We start from the raw sequence: 21,023 nt of genomic DNA, 5'->3' as shown, positions 1-21,023 counted from the left end.
ACGTAGGTGATCGACCGCGACCCGGATGTTGTGCAGCGAGATGCCGGTATCGAGAAGTCTTTTGACGATCTTGAGGACCAGAATGTCCTTGAACGAGTAGAGGCGCTGGCTGCCGGAGCCCGCCGCTCCGCGGATCGAGGGCACCACCAGCGAGGTCCTGGCCCAGTAGTCCAACTGCCGGTAGGTGATTCCCGCGATCTGGCAGGCACTCGGACCGCGATAGCCCACCAACTCGTCCGGCAGGGAGTCGTCAGGGAACAAGCCACCCTGTACGGGTTCGCCGGAGGCGGTCGAGACCACCCGGTCCGGCGTGCCGCTGGATGTGAGATCCAACTGCTCCTGACGTGGCGTGTCTCCCACTGCCCATCCTCTCGCCGATCGATCTGGACCTGTGCCTCGCAGCGCCAATGATGACGCAACAATCAACTAAGCACGTTTGCTCCGAGCTCGAGTACGTCGAGCATACGCGCATCGCTCCGTACTCTCTGCCCTCATGACGATCAAAGTATGGCTGCCCACGACGCGGATCCACGACAGCGGCCGCGCGTGTCGAGGGCGTGAGACGCATCCGTGACTATCGACCCTCAGGTGGCCTTGAAGTCGTCCGGTGACACGCTGTCGAGGAACTCCTTGAACTTCTCGACCTCGTCCTCCCGCACCGCCCCGGTGGTTTCCTCATCGGACTCGTCGGGAATCAGCAGCCCGGCCTCGGCCAGCACCGCCTCTTCGACGTAGATGGGGACACCGGTACGCATGGCGATCGCCACGGAGTCCGACGGCCGTGCGGAGACCTTGATGTCGCGATCGAAGATCAGGTCGGCGTAGAACGTGCCTTCCTGCAGATCGACGATCCGGACCTCCTTGAGTGAATGCCCAAGGGCGGTAATCAGATCGCGGATGAGGTCATGCGTCATGGGCCGGGTGGTCTCGACGCCCTGCTGTTCGAGCGCGATCGCCTGAGCCTCCATCTGCCCGATCCAGATCGGCAAATAGCGATCTCCGTTGGATTCGCGCAGCAGCAGAACCGGTTGATTCTGTGGCTGCTCCACGCGAATGCCGACTACACGAACCTCGCCCATCTGAGTCTGCCCTCCGCGCCGCTAGCCGTCGTGGCCGAGTCTAATCCTCAGCGATCCAGAACGTCGCGCACGGCCGACTTGATCAACGAAGTGTGCAACGTGATTGCCAGCGCCGCGACTTCCCGAGCCAGGTCGTCAGCGCGGTCCCTGGCGCCGGCCTTCACCACAGGGCCCGCGATCTGGGCGATCAGATCGGACTGTCGATCCGCCGCCGACCGAAAGGCCCGCAGGTGGCGGGGCTCGACCCCGTAGTCGGCCAGTGCCTTCGCGCACTGCGCCGTCACGACCGAATGTTCGTCGAAGAACCCGCCAGGGCCCGACTTGATGATTCCAGCCTTGACCAGGGAGCCGAGCAGTTCCTCGTCCACTCCGGAGCGAATCAGCAGATCGCCGCGGCTCAGCCTGACCTGGGCAGGTGCCACCGCTGCCCTGTCCTCGACGCCGACGGTGTCGTCCCCGTCGCCCGGCAGCCGAACCAATCGAGGTACGCCGTAACCCGATCCGTTTTCGGGTAAGGCTCCGTCGGGTTGAGTGTCGAGCTGCGCCTTGATGACCTTCAGCGGCAGGTAGTGGTCGCGTTGCGCGGTCAAGATGAACCGCAGCCGCGCACAGTCATACGCGGTGAACCGCCGGTAACCCGAACCCGAGCGCTGCGGCGTGACCAGTCCTTCAGCCTCCAGGAAGCGGATCTTGGAGATGGTCACGTCCGGAAAGTCGGGTCGCAGCGAGTCCAGGACCGCTCCGATCGACATCCCGGCGAGCGCTGGGGTGTCGGGCTGTGTCATCGGCTCTTCACTGTCTGCTCTTCGCGCCAGTGCTCATCACCGCTGCGAGCGGTCATCGCACCATTAGCTGGCCGAACCGCCGTCGTCGCCTTTCGGCCCGGTGAGAAAGACCAGTCGGAACTTGCCGATCTGGACCTCGTCGCCGTTGGCCAGAACAGCGGAATCCACGGGCTCGCGGTTGACGTAGGTGCCATTGAGGCTGCCGACGTCGACGACCTGGAACTCGGCGGTCTCGAGCCGGAACTCCGCGTGCCTGCGGCTCACGGTCACGTCATCGAGGAAGATGTCGCTGTCGGGATGCCGACCGGCCGAGGTTCTCGGCTGGTCGAGCAGGAACCGCGACCCGGCGTTCGGACCGCGCTTGACGACGAGCAACGCCGAACCTGCCGGCAGTCCCTCAACCCCCGAGACGGTGTTGTCGCTGCCCGTCGAGGGCGGTGCGTCCAATTCGTTGAGGAAGTCCGACCGGAAGACCGAGGTGGTCTCTACCGTGACTTCTTCGGACTGATCAGCGCCCGAACTGGTGTCGTTGTCCGTCACCCGGTGCTCCTTACTGGCTGCTGTGGCGATGGTTGGCGAGCGCGCAGACAGTAACGCCGGCCGTCGTGCGTCTCGAGACGACCGTACCGCGCTCGGGAGGCCACCGTGTCCACCACCGCCGGAATTCTCATTCGTCGAGGGTTGCACCGTAGGCGTCGGCGTCGAGGAGAGCGCTCAGCGCCTCTGAAAGCGATGCTGCGTCGATCTGCAAGTCGATGAGCCATCCGCCGCCATACGGCTCGGAGTTGACCAGCTCCGGCGAATCCGCCAGATCGTCATTTACGCCAACGACTTTGGCGGTGATCGGCGCATACAGATCCGAATTCGACTTGGTCGACTCCACGGTGCCGAACTCATTGCCCGCCGCCACCTCGGCGTCGACGTCCGGCAGTTCAACGAACACCACGTCACCCAGCGCGGCCTGGGCGTAGTCGGTGATACCGACACGCACGGTGTCGTCACCCGTCCGACGCACCCACTCGTGGTCCGCGGTGTAGTAAAGGTCGGACGGAATCTCGCTCACGGCGCTCCTCGGTTCTCCGGCTGGATGTGGATGTCGTGCTCACTTGACGGGCTGAGCGTATTGGCGTGGTTTCGGTTGCCGCAAGGCGGTCACGTTCACCACGTCGGCTTGCTGCACCGTCATTGTCCCGCCGACGCGCTCGACGCTGTCCACGGCCCCACCCGGGATGTTCATGGCCGCCGCCAACGTCGCTGGATCTCCAATGGCGAGAACGGAGTACGGCGGGTTGAGCGTCGTGCCGTCGACGACGAGGGCACCGGGCGACCCCACCACCCAGGTGTCGACTCCCACCCGTATCGGCGCCGGGCCCGTACTGCTCACCTGCATGGCCTCCGCACCCGCCGCCCGCAGCTCGTTGACCACGTCGAGCATGGTCTCGGGCGACACCCCTGGCGCGGTGTCGTCAATGGTGATCGTCACACCGGGTCCCGTCGCGGCCACGGTCCCGATCAGGATCGACAGGGCCGCCAGACGGGCCTGCGCGTTCTCGATCGCGGCCTGGTCGTTGCTGCCAGATGTCCGCAGCGACTCGAGCGTCCGCTGCAGGTCGGCGACCTCGGTGTTCAGCGCGGCTTCGCGTTGCTGCAGTGAATCCAGGAGTACCAGCAGGTCGGCCGGTCGAGCCGTTTCGAGCGAGTCGCCCGACTCGGTCTGGCGCGCCTGCGTCACGATCGCCACGCCGAGCAGTAGGCACAACACCACGGCCAACGCCCCGAAGGCGATCTGGGACCGGCCGCGCCGCATCACTCCCGCCATGCCGCCCGGCTGCAGGTCGCCGATCGGGCGCATCGGTTCGTCGGCCTGTCGCTCGTGTCTGCCGTGTTCGGGGACGGGTTCGGGGATGGGTTCGGGGACGGCCGGTGACGTCGGGTCGGTCATCGGTCAGGCACCGAACAGCCTGCGCCGCAGGGCGGCGGCGTTGCCGAAGATGCGGATGCCCAGGACCACGATGATCGCGGTCGAGAGCTGGGTGCCCACCCCGAGCTGGTCGCCGACGAACACGATGAGCGCCGCGACGAGCACGTTGAAGACGAACGACACCACGAAGACCTTGGAGTCGAAGATCCGCTCCAGGTATGCGCGCAGTCCCCCGAACACCGCGTCGAGCGCCGCCACCACCGCGATGGGAAGGTACGGCTGGATGACCTCCGGCACGCTTGGGTGGAACACCAGACCGAGGGCGATGCCAACGACCAGTGCGGCTATTCCTATCATCGGTTTCCGATCATCTCGGTCCAATCTGCTTGGCGAAGTTGACGTCTCGCACCGGACTCGCGGGAAGGCTCAGATCGTCGGACTCGCTGACGTTGACGACGACCCCGTAGGACGACTCCAGGATCCGCAGACGTTGCAGACCAGGACTCTGATCGAAGGCGTCGTGCATCCCGTGCGGCGCACCTACGGCCAGAACGACGTAGGGGTTGGTGATCGGCTGGTTGTCGACCAGCAGTCCGCCACCGGCCTGCCGGACGGTGACGTTGGGTCCGATGCGGACGCCTCCGACGGCAATCGCCTCTGCGCCGCTGACCCACAGCGAGTTGACCACCAGCTGCAGGTCGCGGTCGAGGATGACCTGTGGGCTGCCCGCGACGCGCTGCTTGGACACGTCGCTGAGATCGCGTGCGGCAGGGGGTTCGGTGACCGACACGGTCAGCCCGGGACCGTGCACGGCCGTGGCCCCGGCGGTGAACTCTGCGGCGTCAAGGCCGGCGAGCAACTGTCTGCCGCGCTCGTCACCCGCGAGGCGGCTGCGCCGTTCCGACTCGACCTGCCCGGCCAGCGCGTCGCGGCGCGCCGTGGCCTCGTTCGTCGCCTTCTGCACGTTCCCGACGCCGGCTGCCAACACCTGCCGGGTCTCTTGGGTCGCGGGGGCGACGGACTGCGCCTGGGCGGCTGCGGCGGCGAACACCGCGGCCACGAGCAGCCCAGCCAGGAGCTGCCAGCCGAAGTTCGCGGACTTGCTTGTCGGGGTGCCCGCCTTCCGCCGCTCGGCGGCCGCAGCGTAGCCGGGATCGAGGTGCTCGGACAGCAGCGACCGCAGCAGCGATGGCACCGGGATCAGCGTCGGCGCGCCCGCTTCGTGGGCGTTGCGTCCGGCGTCCGGGCTGTAGCCGCCGAGCGCGCGCTCGTCGTCAGACACGCCCTCGCCTGGCGCGCGACCGACGGGGAAGCTGCCGAACCACCATGGTGACCTGGACGAGGTACAGCACGCCCGACCACAGGTACATGGCCATCCCCCAGCCGAGGAACGCCCATCCGCAGGCCAGGATCACCCGGCTCCACAGCGCGTCCCACTGGCCCAGCAGCACGAACGGGAAACCCGACATCAACGAGAACGTTGCGGCCTTGCCGAGGTAGGTCACCGGTAATGCCATGAACCCGCGACTGCGCAGGACCGGAAAGGTCAAGGCCAACAACACGTCACGACCGATGAGGACGAGCACGAACCACCAGGGCACGATGCCGTAGGCTGCCAGCGCGACGGGGACGACCACCATGTAGATGCGGTCGACGGCCGGATCGAGCAGCGCGCCGAGCCGCGACGACTGGTTGTCGACGAGGCGGGCGATCTTGCCGTCCGCCCAATCCGAGAAGCCGCTGAACATCAGCACCGCGACCGCGAGTGCGTTGGCGTCGACGGCCAGCAGGTAGATGAAGACGGGCACCAGCACCAAACGCAACACGCTGAGCGCATTGGGAATGGTCAGCACCCGGTCACCGGTGTCCTGGGACGCCGATGCAGATCCCCCGGTCGCTTCGCTCTCCCCCGAACGAGGCTCCATGCGTTGAACCTAGCGGAACACCCCGGGCAGACTCAGCGCAGACATCGTGTCGTCGGCCATCGGGTCGTCGTGAATCATGTACGTCCAGGTCGACGTCGGCCTGGCGAGCTTCGACAGGTCGAGGCCCTGCTCGTCTTCCAGCACGTTGGCGGTCTCGAAGGTCTGCTGCGCGGCTTCGATGGCGTCGGCGGCCAAGGAGGCGAACGCGTCGACGGCCAGCCGGTGGAATTCATCGAGCGGGTTCTGCCTGCCCAATGCGCGCAGGTGGATGCTCTCGCGAATGTCGGACAGGTAGGCCTGATGGTCGGCCCAGCCGCGGTCGAGGTGGTACAGCATGATCTGCCGGCTGATCTTCTCCAGCCGTTCCTCGCCGATCTCGGTGACCAGTTCCTCGTAGCGCTCCGGCGATCTCGCGGCCAGCTCTTCGCGGGCGGTCGCGGTGCGCAGCAAGGTGCTTCGACGTTCGACCAGGATCGCGCGCTGCTGGGCGACAAGCTGGTTGTAGCGCCAGGTGTTGGCGTGCACGTCGAGGAGCCTGCCCTCGGCGACGCGTTGGGCGTGTTCGAGCAGCTGCGCTGCCTTGTCGTTCGTGATGCGGCCGTCCTCGTCGGTCGCCGTCGGCAGCTTCTCCGGCTCGAGGTGGGCGACGACCACGGTGTCTTCCCAACTGGAGAAGAAGACCGACGAGCCGGGGTCACCCTGTCGTCCGGCGCGGCCACGCAGCTGGTTGTCGAGGCGCTCGGTGTGGTGTCGGCCGGTGCCGATGACATGCAGGCCGCCGAGTTCGGCCACCTCTTCCTTTTGGGCGGAGCGACTGTCTACGTCGGAACCTCCCAGCCGGATGTCGGTGCCGCGGCCGGCGATCTGGGTGGACACGGTCACCGAATGCAGCGTGCCTGCCTCGGCGATGACGCGTGCCTCCTCCTCGTCGTTCTTCGCGTTGAGCACCACTGCGGGTATGCCGGACTTGGTGAGCCGCTCGTGCAGCTCCTCCGATTCGGCGACGTCGCGCGTGCCGACAAGCACCGGCTGGCCGGTCTCGTGAACCGACTTGATGTGATCGATGACGGCGTCGATCTTGGCGGCCGCAGTGATATAGACGCGGTCGACGTCGTCCTCGCGCACGTTGGGCGTGTTCGGCGGGATCGGGGACACGCCGAGCTTGTAGAACTGCCGCAGCTGCTCGCCGGCGGCCAGTGCCGTTCCCGTCATCCCGCAGACCCGCGGATAGCGGTTGATCAGTGCCTGCACGGTGATGGTGTCGAGTACTTCGCCGGTCTCGGTGGGCTCGATGCCCTCCTTGGCCTCGACTGCCGCCTGAAGTCCGTCGGGCCAGCGCTGCAGCTGGGCGATGCGGCCGCGTGACGCGTTGATCAGCTGCACCCGGTCGTCACGCACGATGTAGTGCACGTCGCGCTGCAACAGCACGTGAGCGTGCAGCGCGACGTTGACCTCGGTCAACGTGGTGCTGACGTTCTCCTCGGAGTAGATGTCGATGCCGCCGAGCGCCTTCTCGAGCTTGCGGGCTCCCTCGTCGGTGAGGTGGACGTTGCGGCGGTCTGCGTCGGTGTCGTAGTCCTTGACGGGGACGAGCTCGCCGACGAGCCGGATGATCTCCAGCCGCGGCGTCTCGCGATGGGTGGTGCCCGCCAGCACGAGCGGCACCAGCGCCTCGTCGACCAGCACCGAGTCGGCTTCGTCGATGAGGGCGACGTCGGGGTCGGGCGACACCAGGTCGTCGACGTCGGTGACCAGCTGGTCGCGCAGCACGTCGAAGCCGATTTCGTTGACCGACGCGTAGGTCACGTCGCGTCCGTAGGCGGCGCGGCGTTCGTCGGCGGTCGACTCGGCGGTGATCCAGCCGACGGTCAAACCCATTGCCTCAAGCAGCGGGCCCATCCACTCGGCGTCGCGGCGGGCCAGATAGTCGTTCACCGAGATGACGTGCACGCTGCGGCCCGCGATCGCGTATCCCGCGGCAGCGATCGCCCCGGCGAGCGTCTTGCCCTCGCCGGTCGCCATCTCGACGACGTCGCCGGCCAGCATGCGCAGCGCGCCGAGCAGCTGAACGTCGAACGGCCGCAAGCTCGTTGCCCGCTCCGATGCCTCACGGGCGACGGCCAGGAACTGCGGGATGTCGGCTGACTCGGCGAGCCCGTCGAGGTTGAGCAGCTCCGCGGCCTTCTGCAGCTTCTCGTCGTCGAGGCCCGCCGCCTTCTCGTCGAACTCCGCCGAGGCGCGCACCAGCTCCATCGATTGGGCCTGGTCCTTGTCGGTACTGGCGCCGAGCAGCTTCCAGAATCGGTTGCTCAGCCGACCGGAGGTGCGGTCTTTCGTCTTCGGCGAACTCTTTGGCACGTGTTCAAGGTACGCGGCGCCGAATACCCCCCGCGAGCGTGCGTGTCCAACACGGTCGCGGGATCGGACAGCGAACCGCATCACCGGCCTCTTGCTGCGGTAACTTCGCGCTGAGCGGTGTCGCCGGACGCCCGCGGAGGAGTTTCATCGGATGGATTCTTCAGAGTTCAAGCCGTCGGTCGACTGGAACGACGAACTCCTCGTGTCGACTCGGTGGGTTTTGGAGACCTTCGCCATCACCGTCGTCTGTCTCGCCGTGGTCCTCGTCCTGCTCGGGCGGTTCACCGAATGGGGACGCCAGTTCTGGCGCATCAACGGCGGGTACTTCACCGCGGGGCGCCCCAGCCTGCCCGGGTGGCTCTTGCTGGCGGTCCTGTTGCTGTCGGCGGTTCTTTCGGTGCGCATCAGCGTTCTGCTCAGTTATTACGCCAACGATCTGTTCTCGTCCTTGCAGGTTGCCTTCGAGGGCAACGCATCCCCGGACGGCTCGTTGAAGGGCACCGGGATCGACGGGTTCTGGACTTCGATGCGAATCTTCGCCGTGCTGGCGACGGTAGCCACCGTCCGGTCGCTGGCGGACCTCTATCTGATGCAGCGGTTCACCATTCGCTGGCGAGTGTGGGTCACGCAACGACTGGTCGACGACTGGCTCGGCGGATACGCCTATTACCGCGGTCAGCTGACCAGCACCCCGGTCGACAACCCCGATCAACGCATCCAGCAGGACATCGACATCGTCACCGCGATCACGGGCGAACCGAATACGCCATCGCACGGTTCGGGCAACACGCTGCTCTTCGGCGCCGTGGAGTCCGTCCTGAGTGTCGTCTCGTTCGGGGTGATCATGTGGCACCTGTCGGGTCCGCTGACGGTCTTCGACGTGACGCTGCCACGGGCACTGTTCTGGATCGTCATCGTCTACGTGCTGGTGGCGACGGTCTTCGCCTTCTGGATCGGTCGCCCGCTCATCCGGCTGAGCTTTCTCAACGAGTTCCGCAATGCCAGCTTCCGCTACGCCATGATCCGGATGAAGGAAGCTGCCAACGCGGTTGGCCTCTACCGCGGGGAGGACGCCGAACGCCAACAGTTGCACGGTCGGCTCGCCGCGGTCATCACGAACTACCACCACTGGCTCAACAGAATGGTCCTCTTCCTGGGCTTCAACCTTTCGGTGAGCCAGGCGATCAACCCATTGCCATACATCGTTCAGGCGCAACGGCTCTTCGCCCAGCAGATCACCTTCGGCGACGTCATGCAGTCGGCGACCGCCTTCCACGCGATCCACGACGCCCTGTCGTTCTTCCGCAACGCCTACGACGCCTTCGCCGGGTACCGAGCTGCGCTGATCCGCCTCGACGGTCTGATCACGATGAACGAACGCACTAGGTTGATGCCTCAATTGGCAATCGGGAAATCGTCGGACGGTGCGGTGCACCTCGAGGACGTCGACGTCAGCACTCCCGATGGTCATCAGCTCGTCGGTGCACTGAACCTGCGGCTCGAACCCGGGCAGAGCGTGGTGATCAAGGGCCCGTCGGGTTGCGGCAAGACCACTCTGTTGGAAGCCCTGGCCGGACTGTGGCCGTACGGCTCGGGCACGGTCCGGTTTCCGGTCGACGAGCGCGACGTGATGTTCGTCTCGCAGTTGCCGTACATCCCGCTCGGAGATCTGTGCGCCGTCACGTCGTATCCGCGTCCAGACGGTGTGGTCGACAAAGGTGAGATTCAGGAGGCGCTTCTGAAGGTGGCCTTGCCGCACCTCGTCATTTGGATCAGTGAGATCAAGGACTGGGCCAAGGTGCTGTCGGTCGGCGAGCAACAGCGCATCGCGTTCGCGCGGATCCTGCTGAACAAGCCGAAAGTGGTCTTCCTCGACGAGTCGACGTCCGCGATGGACGAGGGCCTGGAATTGATGCTCTACCGGCTCATCCGGGAATCGTTGCCCGCCTCGATCGTGGTCAGCGTGAGCCATCGCGACACCGTCGAGCAGCATCACGAGCGCCAACTCGAGCTACTCGGCGACGGCTCCTGGCGACTCGAATCGATTTCCACGGCGAGTTGACCCTCGGAACGGCTGGCGGCGGCCCATCGGGGTACCTTGCCGGGATGGAGAAGTTCACCCCGACGCTCGACTGGAGCAGCGAGTGGCTCACGTCATTGTGGTGGATCGCCAAGGGATGGGCCATCGCGGCGGTGGGCACGATAGCGGTGCTGGTGCTCATCGGCCGCTACACCACCTGGGGGCGTCAGTTCTGGCGTGTCACCGGCGCGTACTTCACCGGTCGGTCGAGCATCAGGATCTGGCTCTGGCTCGGGTTGCTCTTGCTGTCGGTGATCATCGGGGTGCGGATCGACGTGCTCATCAGCTTCTACGGCAACGACATGATGACCAGCTTCCAGGTGATCGCGGCGGGTCTCGGCAACGGCGACGAAGCGGTGAAGCAGTCCGGCAAGGCCGGCTTCTGGCTCTCGATGAGAGTCTTCGCCGTGTTGGCCAGCATTTACGTCGGGCAGGTCATGTTGGACCTGTTCCTGACCCAGCGGTTCATGCTGGCCTGGCGGGCCTGGCTGACAGATCGCCTGACCGGCGACTGGCTCGATGGCAAGGCGTTCTACCGGGCTCGTTTCATCGACGACACGATCGACAACCCGGACCAGCGCATCCAGTACGACGTCGACATCTTCACCGCAGGCGTCGGGCCACTCCCCAACACTCCGAACAACACTTCCGGCAACACCCTGCTGTTCGGGGCGATCTCCGCGATCACGTCGATGATCTCGTTCACCGCGATCCTGTGGAACCTCTCGGGCACTCTGACGCTCTTCGGCGTGTCGATGCCGAAGGCGATGTTCTGGATCGGGCTGTTCTACGTGGTGTTCGCATCCGTGATCGCGTTCTGGATCGGCAAGCCGATCATCTGGTACTCGTTCGACAACGAGAAGTACAACGCCGCCTTCCGCTACGCGCTGGTGCGACTGCGCGACGCATCCGAGGCGGTCGCGTTCTACCGCGGGGAGATCGCCGAGCGCGTGGGACTGCGGCGGCGCTTCGGCTCCGTCTTGGGCAACTACAAGCGGTTCATCAACCGGATGATCGGGTTCTACGGTTGGAACCTCTCGCTCAGCCAAATCATCGTGCCGCTGCCGTACATCTTGCAGTTTCCGCGGTTCTTCTCCGGTGAGATCACCCTCGGCGCGATGTCGCAATCGTCGTCGGCGTTCGGCAGCATCCAGACCGGATTGTCGTTCTTCAGAAACGCCTACGACCAGTTCGCCGGGTACCGCGCGGCCATCATCCGTCTGCACGGCCTGGTTGTCGCGAGCGAGGAGGGCCGGGCCCTGCCGACCGTGACGACCGCGGCGTGCGTCGACGGCACCGTTCAGCTCGACCGGGTAGAGGTGCGCACACCCGATGGCAAGCAGCTCGTCAGCCCGCTCGACATGCGCCTTGAGATCGGCGACACCCTGGTGGTCACCGGCAAGTCGGGCAGCGGCAAGACCACGCTGCTGCGCAGCCTGGCGGAACTGTGGCCGTTCACGTCCGGCACGCTGACCCGTCCGTGCGGACCCAACGAGACGATGTTCCTGTCCCAGATGCCGTACGTACCGCTCGGCGACCTGCGCGCGGTCATTTCCTATCCGTGTGAGGAGGGGTCGCTCGAGGACTCCGAGTTGCACGACGTCCTTGCGAAGGTTGCGCTACCGCACCTGAGCCACCGGCTCGACGAGGTCGAGGACTGGGCCAAGGTTCTCTCACCCGGCGAGCAGCAGCGAATTGCGTTCGCCCGCATCGTGTTGACCAAGCCCAAGGCCGTCTTCCTCGACGAGTCGACGTCCGCGTTGGACGAAGGCCTGGAGATGACGCTGTACCAACTGGTTCGCACCGAACTGCCGGACACCATCCTGGTCAGCGTGAGTCACCGCAAGACCGTCGAACAGCACCACACCAAGCAGCTGCACCTGCTCGGCGGTGGCGAATGGCAGCTGAGCACCGTCGGCGACGAGGTGGTCCCGGTCTAGCGACGCTCGGACATTCCCGGGTCGCTCCGCTCCTGCCCTCCGTGGAATTACCCCGGGTAGCTTCCCCGCATGGTGATGTTCACCCCGTTGCTGGGCTGGGGCAGCGAGATCGTCGCGTCGCTCATCTGGGTCGCCAAGGCATGGGCGATCAGCGCCTCCTCGACGCGGCGTGGGGTGGCCTTCCTCGGCTGGAACAAGGCCATGTCGCAGATCATCGACCCGCCCCCCCTCGTCATTCAGGCACCCCGGCTGTTCGCAGGCCAGATCAACCTCGGTGACGTTAGCCAGTCGTCGAGCGCGTTCCGATCGGTACAGGGGTCGTGTCGTTCTTCCGCGCTGTCTACGACGCGTTCGCGAGCTACCGGGCGGCGATCATTCGTCTCGACGGTCTCCTCACCGCCAACGAAAGGTCAAGGACATTGACCCGACTAGCGGCAGAGACCCGTGCCGATGGCCTGATGGAGTTGGACGACGTGGCCGTACGGTCGCCGTCAGGGGACGCACTCGTCGAAGGCTTGGCGGTTCGGCTCGCGGCGGGGGACTCACTCGTCATCACGGGTCGGTCGAGCAGCGGCAAGACCACGCTGCTGCGCAGTCTCTCGCAGATGTGGCCGTACGCGTCGGGGTTGGTCCGCTACCCATCGGAGGACGGCGCGATGTTTGCCTCAGCTTCCCTATGCGCCGCTGGGCGACCTCCGCACGGTGACGTGCTACCCGAACTTCCGGGACACCTTTGGCGACAACGAGATTCGAGGTGCGTTGGACGTCGTGGCTCTCGCGCATCTGGGCTCCCGGCTGGACGAGACCGCCGACTGGTCGAAGGTGCTCTCCCCCGGCGAGCAGCAGCGCATTGCGTTCGCAAGGGTGCTGCTCAAGGCACCCGGGCGGTATTCCTCGACGAGTCCACGTCGGCGCTGGACGGAGGGCCAGGAGTTCGCGTTGTATCGAGCGTTGCGACGAGCTTTGCCTGACTGCATCGTAGTCAGCGTCAGCCACCGCGGCACCGTGGAGCAACATCACGACAACCGGCTGGAGCTGCTCGGTGAAGGCCAGTGGCGACTCGCCCGAATCGGCGGCGCGGGTGGCTAGTTCACCTTGGCCGCGTGCGTGCCCGCGCGCCGCCCGAAGAACGATCCCTCGCCGAGCTGTGTGCCGCTGGAGTAGCCCATGCCGTCCTCGGCGATGTTGCTTGCGCACGCTCCCGCGGCGTAGAGCCCCTTGACGACGCTTCCGTCCGCCCGCAGCACCTCACCGTCGATGCCCGTCGTCAATCCACCCATGGTGAACCCCGAGTACATGGCCCGGCCCAGCGACAGGTCGAAGGCGGCCCACGGTCCCTTGTCCTGCGGCGCAAGGTAATCCGGCTGCTTGTGGAAGTCGGGGTCCTCCCCCTTGGCGGCGTACTCGTTGTATCGACTCAGCGTGGCGGCCAGGTTGCCCGCAGGGATGCCCAGAGCGGTCTCCAACTCTTCGACCGTCTCGTAGCCGTCGATGAACTTGATCAACGGCATCGAAGGCATCTCCATGTGTTCCTCGTCGACGACGAGGTACGCCACCTGCTCCGGCTGCTGCATCACGAAGGCGGACGTGCGCGAGTGGTAGGAGTCCTCGGCGACGAAGCGCTTGCCGTCTTGATTGACGACGACGCCGGTGAGCAGGATCTCCGGCGGGTACGCCGCGGCTGTGATGAACATTTGATCCATGTTCTTGGTCGCCCCGCCCGCCGACACCCCCATCCGGATGCCGAGTCCGTCGTCGTGGGGGTTGCCGAGGATGTACGGCTCGACCAGTCCGTGGTGTTTGGTACGCCGTTTCTGACCCAGCAGCGGGGTGTGCTCGCCGACCATCTCCGGGTTCATCGCGAAACCGCCTGCGGCGATGACGACGGCGTTGGCCTTGATCGCGCCGGTTTCCTTGAAGTGCTTCCACCCGACGCCGACCACCGCGCGCTCCTCGACGACGAGGTTGGTGACGCCGACCTCGTAGCGGATCTGCACGCCGAGGTCATCGGCTCGTTTCAGCAGGAGGTCGATGACCATGGCGGCACCGCCCAGCTCACCAGGGACCGGCACGGAATGCCCGCGCGGCGCGGGCTTCGCCTGGTCCCTGTACGGCCAGACCAACTCGTTGCCCGTGTAGGACAGTCCCTCGGTGTTCGGCGGGACCACCACCTTCCCCGGGTAGTAGCTGCGCTCGAACTGAAAACCCAAGTCCTCCAACCAGTTGAAGTGCTCGACGCTGTGGTCCGTGTAAGCCCGAATCTTGTCAAGGTCGGGATCGCTCGACACGGCGACGAGGTACTTGTACATCTCCTCGGCGGAGTCCTCGTGCCCGGTGGCCTCCTGTACCGCGGTGCCACCACCGAGGTAGAAGTGTCCACCGGCCATGGAGGTGGTTCCGCCTGCGGCCGCGGCCCGCTCGAGGACGAGTACCTTCGCTCCCGCGGCGGCCGCGCTGACCGCCGCGCAGCCGCCTGCGATGCCGAAGCCGACGACGACGACGTCGAACTCGTCGGTCCACTCCGATACGTCAGCGGCGGCGACGGTTTCGGGGATTTCGGTCATTTTCTCCTCGCGCAAGCGCTCGTCGGGCGTCACTTTTGCTCCTGTTTCACGTAGTCGAAGAACGCCCGAATCTCGGACGAGACATGCGCGATCTCGATGTAGGGGACGCCCGCGTCCGCGGCGGAGACGTAGGCGAACCGCAAACCGCCGGGCATGATGCCCTGCGAGATGACGGGAGTTCCTTCGCGCTCGGCATCGCGCAGCATGGCGTCGAAGGTCTCGATGTCACCGGCCTCCACGCAGACGTGGTGCAGACCCGGGCCCGCCGTGTTCAAAGAGTCGGTGTAGACGCTTTCACCCCTCACCGGTTCGATGAGCTCGAGCTGGGTGTCGCCCGCATACGACAGCGAGATGTGGGCAACGAAGTCGGCGGGACGTCCGCGGTGCGTGCAGGTGTCGGGGCCGAAGTGGACGTCGGGCATGCGCACCCACTTCTTGGCGCCCATCAGGCTGGTCAACGCCTTCTCTCCTGCGTCGAGGTCGCGGGTCACCCAGGCGATCTGGACAGGTGTCTGGTCATGCATCGCCTTGAGGATATCTCCGGCGTGGGCCCCTGGCCAGAACGTGTTCTAGTTCTCAGCGGCGGGCTCACAGAGACAGGGCTGCGATCAACAGTCGAATCTGCCCGTCGAAGACGTCCGCGGGAGCCGAAAGCGTATCGGCGCCATATTGACCGAAGACTTCCAGGCTGATGGCCCCGACGAGGGCGGCCCACAACAGAAAGCACTTCATCACGGTCGCGTCGCCGCCCGCGAAGTCGAACTCGGCGCGGATGCCGTCGAAGTCCGCCGAGGTCGCAGGTGTGGTCGGCGGCCCGTCGTCTGGCACGTCGCCCACGGCGATTCCGGATCCCACCACGGCGAACAGCGACCCCACGACGCGGGTTCCCGGCCCGACGGTGAGCTCGGCAGGCGCGTGGTAGCCGGGCACCGGGCTGCCGTACATCAACGCCCAACTCGCGGGCTGCTCGACGGCCCAGCGACGGGCCGCACGAGCCATCGCGAGCAGCCGGTCGCGCCAAGGTCCGGTCGAGTGGTCCGCTGCCAGGTCGACCGTATCCGCCAGTTCGGTGTAAGCGTCGACGATCAGCAGCGTCAGCAGGTCATCCCGACTGGCGACGTAGCGGTAGACCGCCGACGAGACCATGCCGAGGTCCCTCGCGATGGCGCGCAGCGACAGCCCGCTGGCGCCGTCGGTCACCAGGTGCCGCCGTCCGACCTCGACGATCTCTCGCTCGATCCGATCGCGGGTCTCCTGCCGCTTACCCATGCGCCCAGTGTCGCATGAAACGAGAGCATTGCTCTTGATTTCCTTCACCCCGTGTGCCAGCCTTGAACAAGAGCAGCGCTCTTGTATTCATTTGACAGGCCAAGGAGGCTGAAGTGAACACCACTCGATATGACGAACCGAACCGCACCGCACGCGCTGCCAACGCGCTGTTCCGCTGGCTCGCCGAGGCGGGCATCAGTGTTGCCGGGACCCGCGCACTACGCGTCCGCGGACGCAAGACCGGCAAGCTGCGCGGCGTGGTGATCAATCTGCTGACCGTCGACGGACGCCACTTCGTAGTGTCACCTCGCGGGAACACCCAGTGGGTGCGCAACGCCAGGGCGGCGGGCCAGGTCGAGATGGGCCCGCGCCGGCGCAGTCACGAGGTGGGTATCACCGAGGTCGCCGATGACGCGAAACCGGAACTGCTGAAGCTCTATCTCGAGCGGTGGTACTGGGAGGTCAAGGGGCACGTCGGCGGTCTCACCCCCGACTCGACCGACGAGGAGATCGTGGCCGCAGCGCCCTCGATCCCGGTCTTCGAGCTGGCGTGAATCAGCGCTCGTTCAGGTCCCGTCGCGCAGCATCCTGGCGATGGTGGCGGCGGTGGCCGCACTCAACTCGCCGGAGATCTGGAGCGACTGCCCGTCGATGGGCTGGTTGATGGCAGGAGCGGCGAGCACGACACCGTCGCGGACGAAGGCGAGCTGCCTGCCCACGTTCGCGGCGGTGTACTGCGCGAACGCGGTGCTGGACGCCGAATCCATCGACATCTGAACGGTATGGAAGTCGCTCGTCGGCAGCTTCGCCTCCGTGGCCCCAGTCAGATTCAGCCGCAACCCAACTGGGCCCAACTGGTACACCGCTGCCGTGTCGACGTCACATACCCGCACGGGGTCCTGCGGCGGCGTCGGCCGAACGGCTGAGCAGTCCTCTGGCTTCGCCACCAGTGGCACCCCCACGACGGGGCGTACCGCCAACGGAGCACCGATCACCGGCGGAACTCTCGGCGTTGGCGCGACGGTCGGGCGCGGTGCGGCCTGACCCGAGTCCTTCGTCAAGAGCGCCAGCGCGACTCCGACGACGATGGTGCTCACCATCGCCAGGATGCCGATCGAAGCCAGCGCGGCGATCATGATCTTGCGCTCCTACCGCCGCTCCCCCGTGAAGAACCGCTTCATCGGCTAGGCCGGCGGCAGCGCTTCCGGCGGGGGCGCGTCGTTCACGGTGTCCGCCGCGGGCGTGAAGACCTCCTGGCGGATCTGCTGGTCGGTTGCGGGCCATGACACGGCGGCGGGGAACTGCCCCCAGGTGCTGTTGAACATGCCGACGATGACGGCGCGCCCGTCGCCGGTGAGCAGGTAGACGGGGCCACCCGAGTCCCCTCTCTGGCTGACCACGCCGTTGGTCATCGTGAACCAACCGTTGTTGACGGCGTCCACGGTGCCGCAGCTCTCGCCCGTCACCACGCCGAAGTGGCAGACCTGCTGACCCTGTTGCAGTACGACCGACGGATCGGATGAGAGCGCCCTCCCGCCGGGCAGGATGTCGTTGATCTGCGCGTCGGGCGCCAAGGCGATGGCCTCCCAGTCGGAGATCTGGTGGTCGGTCGCGACGGTGGCCCCATTGGGGGTGTTGTCGCTGAACAGCGTCTGATGACCGATGACGTTTCCGTCCTTGTCACCGACGTTCCCACTGCCGCGGCAATGGCCCGCGGTATACGCGGTCCTGGTCTGCAGGTCGACGAACCCGAGCGTGCACCTGTTGGTGTCCTGGTGAATCTCCATGCCGGGATAGACCGCGACGCCGGGATTGGCGAGAGCGGGCGCAGACGTGCTGACGTACGCAAAGTTCAGGATCGCGATCGACGCCGTTGCCACCACGACTCCGCGCAAACAGTTTCGGCGCAACGTCGTCTCCGATCGGTCGAGCTAGCTGGGAGCTCAGCGTACCCACGGCAAAGGCGGCCCGCACCAGTAAACTCCGAGCCGCCCTGACGGCCCCGCTACGGAATCGTCACTACCTGTCCGGGATGGATCAGGTCCGGATTGGCGATACCGCTGGCCTGGACGATCTGCTGATACTTGTTGCCGTCGCCGTAGAACCGCTCCGCGATCGCCCATAGCGTGTCACCGGACACCACCGTGTAGGTGCGAGGCGCGGGCGGCGGCGGTGCGGGCGCCTCTGTCGGCGCCGGCTCCTCGACTGCGGCAGGAACGACGTCTGCTTGCAGCTCGGGCGGCGGCGGTGGAGGCTCCGACACGGGCGCTTCGTCGGTCTGGGTGTTCGACGACCAGGCGGGCCCGTCGAATTCGTACAGCACCAGGTTCCGGTCGTTCTGGAGGATCAAACGAACGTCCTTGGCGCCCTTGGTCTGACTGGCCCACACCGGATCGTCCGCCGTGTAGAGAACGAAGTTGCCGTCAGTCTGAACTTCGGCGCGGACCACGTTCTTGCCGTTGGTGCCCGTCGACCAGACGGATTCGTCACTGGCGTAAGTCTGTCTCCCACGATGTTCGACCCTTTCTTCGTCGGCCGGGGCGAGCCTACTTGCTACGGTCGGGCTCGTGGGCGGGTTCGGATCCGCACAAGCAAAACGTTTGGCGAACAATCACCTTCGTGCAGTCGGCGCCCTTGTCCGATGACCCGCTAGGAGTCGAAGCCGAGGCCGAGCGCGTCCAACGTGCGCAGCAGGACGTTGCGGTGACCGGCCGCGTGATCGGCGCGATCGAGAGACCATCTGGTGGCCTGGATTCCGATGCTTGCCAACGGCTCGGGAGGAAATGGCAGCGGCTTCTCCCGCACCATCTCGAGCTCCGTTCGCGGCGTCGGCGCACCGCCGAGGAGGTCGAGACAAACGTCGGCGGCAAACCGTGCGGCGCCAACCCCGAGTCCGGTGAAGCCGTTGACGTACGCGACCCGACCCCCGCGGGCCAGGCCCCAGTGCGCACAGAACCGGGTATTGGTGTCGATGGCCCCCGCCCATCGATGGCTGAAGCGGACGTCCTCGAGTTGGGGAAAGGTGATGAAGAAGTGCGCCGCCAGCCTGCGGTACGTCTCGGGACGGTCCTCGTACCCGGCATCGACCTTGCGCCCGAAATGGTAGATCGCGTCGTACCCACCGAACACGATCCTGTTGTCCTCGGTCATGCGGTAGTAGTGAAACTGGTTGGCGGAGTCGCCGATTCCCTGCCGGTTCTGCCATCCGATGCTTCGAACCTGCGCGTCCGTCAGCGGTTCGGTGGCCAGCACGTAGTCATAGACGGGCACGGTGTGCCACCGGTTGCGCCGCAGCAGATGGGGGAAGACGTTCGTCGCCAGCACGACCTGTCCGGCCGTGATGACGGAACCTCCCGCATCGACCTGGATGGAGGCCCGGCCGGACTCCAGCGACCTCGCGTTGGTGTGCTCGTAGATGCTCACGCCGGCTTCACGGCACGCGCGGGCCAGCTCGAACGCCAACTTTGCGGGGTGCACGATCGCGCAGCTGTCGCCGTGTTGCAACCCGGCCAGGAACGTCGGCGAAGCCACCTCGGCGCGCACGGAGCTCTCGTCGAGGAACTGCCCGTCTCCCTCGGCGGCCGACTCCTCGAGCCACCTCACCTGGTGCGGCTCGGTCGCCACGGCCAGCATCCCGGTCCGCTGCCACTCGACGTCGAGGGCCAGCCGTTCGATCTCGGCCTGCATACCGTCCAGGTTCTCCAGGCCCATGACCTCGAGTTGTTCGATTTCGCCTGCCCAGCGGGTCTTTCCGTTCTCCCTGCCGTGCGTGATGCTCGCTTCGACGAATCCCCCGTTGCGCCCGGATGCCGCCCACCCGATCCGGTGGGCGTCGATCAGAACGATGCGTCGGTCCGGATTACGCTGCGCGGCATGCAGTGCCGTCCACAATCCGGCATAACCGCCGCCGACCACCAGCAGGTCGCACGCGATCGAACTCGACAGCGCGGGGTACTCGGGGCGCGCCATGTCGAGCCACATGGATCCAAAGGTGCTTATGGCAAGCGAACGTTCGACCAGCGCGGGATCGACGTAGGAATCGAAGACGGTATCCACAGCGCAGACATTACCGAGGGCGGCACATCACAGGGTCGTCAATTCGGTGCGGCGATCGGGAGACTGGTCCGGCGCGGTTCCCAACCGGGCGGGCCGAAGACGTAGCCGAGCCGGTCGCGCAGTCGGTCGGCGTGTCGAACGTCGCGCGCGATCGCCACGTACTCGTGCGTCTGCAACTTCAAGATGTCGTACGTGGAAACCTGTTTGGTCAGCCCGTAGTGCGGCCGGAACAGCTCGTCGGCATAGGTGCCGAAGAGCCGGTCCCACAGAATGAAGATGCCGCCGTAATTCTTGTCGAGGTACTGCTGGTCCGTCCCGTGGTGCACGCGGTGGTGCGACGGCGTGTTGAAGAGGAACTCGACTGGCCGCCACATCTTGTCGATGTGCTCGGTGTGCACCCAGAACTGGTAGATCAGGTTCAGCGAGAAGCTGGCGAACACCATCCACGGCGGAACACCCAGCAGCGGCAACGGAATCCAGATCAGAATCTCACCGCTGTTGTTCCACTTCTGCCGCAATGCGGTGGCGAAGTTGAAGTACTGGCTCGAGTGGTGCGCCTGATGCGTGGCCCAGACCAGACGAACACGGTGCGCGATGCGGTGGTACGTGTAGAACAACAGGTCGACGCCGACGATGGCGATCACCCACGTGTACCAGGCGGTCGACGGCAGGTGCCATGGCGCGACGTACGCGTAGATCACGGCGTAGCCGAGCAGCGCGATGAACTTCCAGCCCGCGGTGGTGGCCACCGATACCAGCCCGATCGAGATGCTCGCCCATGCGTCACGGCGCAGGTAGGCCCCGGATGGCGTGCGGTCGTCTTCGAGCTGTTCGAGCTTGCGGGCAGCCGTCCATTCGAGGATGAGCAGCAGCAGAAAGAACGGGATGGCGAAGAGCACCGGGTCGCGCATCTGCGGCGGCAACACGTCCAAGATGGTGCGAATTCCGTCGAACCCGTTCATGGTCACACCTCCCTCAGCAGGCGAGCTTAGCTACCCACTCCTCAGCGGAAGCTCAGAACGTCGTCCCCCCACGCGGCACGCAAC

General features: G+C 65.9%; 21 protein-coding genes and 2 pseudogenes. 4 read left to right on the top strand and 19 right to left on the bottom strand.

Annotated features, from left to right (window positions below):
* The 10 genes from QOI01_RS27055 to secA2 form a co-directional block, all read right to left on the bottom strand.
* A partial coding sequence (locus QOI01_RS27055) for a MerR family transcriptional regulator (protein ID WP_526386240.1) occupies nucleotides 1-360 on the bottom strand: 360 nt, incomplete at its 3' end.
* Between the two features lie 224 nt (nucleotides 361-584).
* Nucleotides 585-1,079 carry a bifunctional nuclease family protein gene (locus tag QOI01_RS27050; protein ID WP_526386239.1) on the bottom strand — a complete coding sequence of 165 codons (495 nt, stop codon included), beginning with the start codon at nucleotides 1,077-1,079 and terminating at the stop codon, nucleotides 585-587.
* Nucleotides 1,080-1,126: 47 nt separating this feature from the next.
* Complete coding sequence (ftsR, locus tag QOI01_RS27045) at nucleotides 1,127-1,864, bottom strand: transcriptional regulator FtsR (protein ID WP_526386238.1); 738 nt, start codon at nucleotides 1,862-1,864, stop codon at nucleotides 1,127-1,129.
* A gap of 63 nt (nucleotides 1,865-1,927) precedes the next feature.
* A complete protein-coding gene (gene garA, locus QOI01_RS27040; protein WP_526386237.1) occupies nucleotides 1,928-2,404 on the bottom strand; it encodes a glycogen accumulation regulator GarA in 477 nt (158 codons plus the stop codon).
* Between the two features lie 127 nt (nucleotides 2,405-2,531).
* Complete coding sequence (gene gcvH, locus QOI01_RS27035) at nucleotides 2,532-2,927, bottom strand: glycine cleavage system protein GcvH (RefSeq protein ID WP_526386236.1); 396 nt, start codon at nucleotides 2,925-2,927, stop codon at nucleotides 2,532-2,534.
* Nucleotides 2,928-2,966: 39 nt separating this feature from the next.
* Nucleotides 2,967-3,806 (bottom strand): DUF881 domain-containing protein, encoded by an 840-nt coding sequence (locus QOI01_RS27030; RefSeq protein ID WP_526386235.1) that lies wholly within the window; start codon nucleotides 3,804-3,806, stop codon nucleotides 2,967-2,969.
* 3 nt (nucleotides 3,807-3,809) lie between these two features.
* Nucleotides 3,810-4,142, bottom strand: a complete 333-nt coding sequence (locus QOI01_RS27025) for a small basic family protein (RefSeq protein ID WP_526386234.1) — start codon at nucleotides 4,140-4,142, stop codon at nucleotides 3,810-3,812.
* 10 nt (nucleotides 4,143-4,152) lie between these two features.
* The gene (locus QOI01_RS27020; RefSeq protein WP_526386233.1) at nucleotides 4,153-5,067 is read right to left on the bottom strand and encodes a DUF881 domain-containing protein; all 915 of its coding nucleotides are present in this window, start codon (nucleotides 5,065-5,067) and stop codon (nucleotides 4,153-4,155) included.
* On the bottom strand, nucleotides 5,060-5,710 hold the full coding sequence (locus QOI01_RS27015; protein ID WP_526386232.1) for a CDP-alcohol phosphatidyltransferase family protein: 651 nt from the start codon (nucleotides 5,708-5,710) through the stop codon (nucleotides 5,060-5,062). The genes QOI01_RS27020 and QOI01_RS27015 overlap by 8 nt, the downstream gene beginning before the upstream one ends.
* Nucleotides 5,711-5,719: 9 nt before the next feature.
* The gene (gene secA2, locus QOI01_RS27010; RefSeq protein WP_526386231.1) at nucleotides 5,720-8,068 is read right to left on the bottom strand and encodes an accessory Sec system translocase SecA2; all 2,349 of its coding nucleotides are present in this window, start codon (nucleotides 8,066-8,068) and stop codon (nucleotides 5,720-5,722) included.
* Between the two features lie 151 nt (nucleotides 8,069-8,219).
* Between secA2 and QOI01_RS27005 the strand changes: the two genes are divergently transcribed.
* The gene (locus QOI01_RS27005; RefSeq protein WP_526386230.1) at nucleotides 8,220-10,130 is read left to right on the top strand and encodes an ABC transporter ATP-binding protein/permease; all 1,911 of its coding nucleotides are present in this window, start codon (nucleotides 8,220-8,222) and stop codon (nucleotides 10,128-10,130) included.
* Between the two features lie 44 nt (nucleotides 10,131-10,174).
* Nucleotides 10,175-12,088, top strand: coding sequence for an ABC transporter ATP-binding protein/permease (locus QOI01_RS27000; protein WP_526386229.1), 1,914 nt, complete (start codon nucleotides 10,175-10,177; stop codon nucleotides 12,086-12,088).
* A 47-nt stretch (nucleotides 12,089-12,135) separates the two neighbouring features.
* Here QOI01_RS27000 and QOI01_RS26995 read toward each other — a convergent pair whose 3' ends face one another.
* Nucleotides 12,136-12,291, bottom strand: a complete 156-nt coding sequence (locus QOI01_RS26995; protein ID WP_526386241.1) for a hypothetical protein — start codon at nucleotides 12,289-12,291, stop codon at nucleotides 12,136-12,138.
* Between QOI01_RS26995 and QOI01_RS26990 the strand changes: the two are divergent.
* A pseudogene (locus tag QOI01_RS26990) lies at nucleotides 12,254-13,177 on the top strand (ABC transporter ATP-binding protein/permease); the annotation flags it as partial. The gene QOI01_RS26995 and the pseudogene QOI01_RS26990 sit on opposite strands and share 38 nt — an antisense overlap.
* On the opposite strand, the gene QOI01_RS26985 reads toward QOI01_RS26990, so the two are convergent.
* The 3 genes from QOI01_RS26985 to QOI01_RS26975 all read right to left on the bottom strand — a co-directional run bounded on the left by QOI01_RS26985 (nucleotide 13,174) and on the right by QOI01_RS26975 (nucleotide 15,921).
* Nucleotides 13,174-14,652 carry an FAD-binding protein gene (locus QOI01_RS26985; protein WP_526386228.1) on the bottom strand — a complete coding sequence of 493 codons (1,479 nt, stop codon included), beginning with the start codon at nucleotides 14,650-14,652 and terminating at the stop codon, nucleotides 13,174-13,176. The pseudogene QOI01_RS26990 and the gene QOI01_RS26985 sit on opposite strands and share 4 nt — an antisense overlap.
* A gap of 29 nt (nucleotides 14,653-14,681) precedes the next feature.
* Nucleotides 14,682-15,176: a VOC family protein gene (locus QOI01_RS26980; protein ID WP_526386227.1), complete on the bottom strand. Its 495-nt coding sequence runs from the start codon at nucleotides 15,174-15,176 to the stop codon at nucleotides 14,682-14,684.
* Between the two features lie 64 nt (nucleotides 15,177-15,240).
* The gene (locus QOI01_RS26975; protein ID WP_526386226.1) at nucleotides 15,241-15,921 is read right to left on the bottom strand and encodes a TetR/AcrR family transcriptional regulator; all 681 of its coding nucleotides are present in this window, start codon (nucleotides 15,919-15,921) and stop codon (nucleotides 15,241-15,243) included.
* 113 nt (nucleotides 15,922-16,034) lie between these two features.
* Here QOI01_RS26975 and QOI01_RS26970 point away from each other — a divergent pair, with 113 nt between their 5' ends.
* A complete protein-coding gene (locus QOI01_RS26970; RefSeq protein WP_526386225.1) occupies nucleotides 16,035-16,475 on the top strand; it encodes a nitroreductase/quinone reductase family protein in 441 nt (146 codons plus the stop codon).
* 12 nt (nucleotides 16,476-16,487) lie between these two features.
* Here QOI01_RS26970 and QOI01_RS26965 read toward each other — a convergent pair whose 3' ends face one another.
* The 5 genes and pseudogenes from QOI01_RS26965 to QOI01_RS26945 all read right to left on the bottom strand — a co-directional run bounded on the left by QOI01_RS26965 (nucleotide 16,488) and on the right by QOI01_RS26945 (nucleotide 20,939).
* Nucleotides 16,488-17,057, bottom strand: a complete 570-nt coding sequence (locus tag QOI01_RS26965; RefSeq protein WP_526386224.1) for a SecDF P1 head subdomain-containing protein — start codon at nucleotides 17,055-17,057, stop codon at nucleotides 16,488-16,490.
* A gap of 48 nt (nucleotides 17,058-17,105) precedes the next feature.
* Complete coding sequence (locus QOI01_RS26960; RefSeq protein ID WP_526386223.1) at nucleotides 17,106-17,831, bottom strand: Rv1815 family serine proteinase; 726 nt, start codon at nucleotides 17,829-17,831, stop codon at nucleotides 17,106-17,108.
* Between the two features lie 95 nt (nucleotides 17,832-17,926).
* A pseudogene (locus QOI01_RS26955) lies at nucleotides 17,927-18,406 on the bottom strand (LysM peptidoglycan-binding domain-containing protein); the annotation flags it as partial.
* A gap of 164 nt (nucleotides 18,407-18,570) precedes the next feature.
* Nucleotides 18,571-19,977, bottom strand: coding sequence for an NAD(P)/FAD-dependent oxidoreductase (locus tag QOI01_RS26950; RefSeq protein WP_526386222.1), 1,407 nt, complete (start codon nucleotides 19,975-19,977; stop codon nucleotides 18,571-18,573).
* Nucleotides 19,978-20,015: 38 nt separating this feature from the next.
* Nucleotides 20,016-20,939: a sterol desaturase family protein gene (locus tag QOI01_RS26945; protein WP_526386221.1), complete on the bottom strand. Its 924-nt coding sequence runs from the start codon at nucleotides 20,937-20,939 to the stop codon at nucleotides 20,016-20,018.
* Nucleotides 20,940-21,023: the final 84 nt, after the last annotated feature.

Origin of the sequence: Mycobacterium sp. (assembly GCF_032162605.1) — a bacterium.
GTDB lineage: Bacteria > Actinomycetota > Actinomycetes > Mycobacteriales > Mycobacteriaceae > Mycobacterium.
The sequence above is the reverse complement of the archived record's forward strand: the minus strand, read 5'-3'. Positions and strand labels throughout refer to the sequence as shown.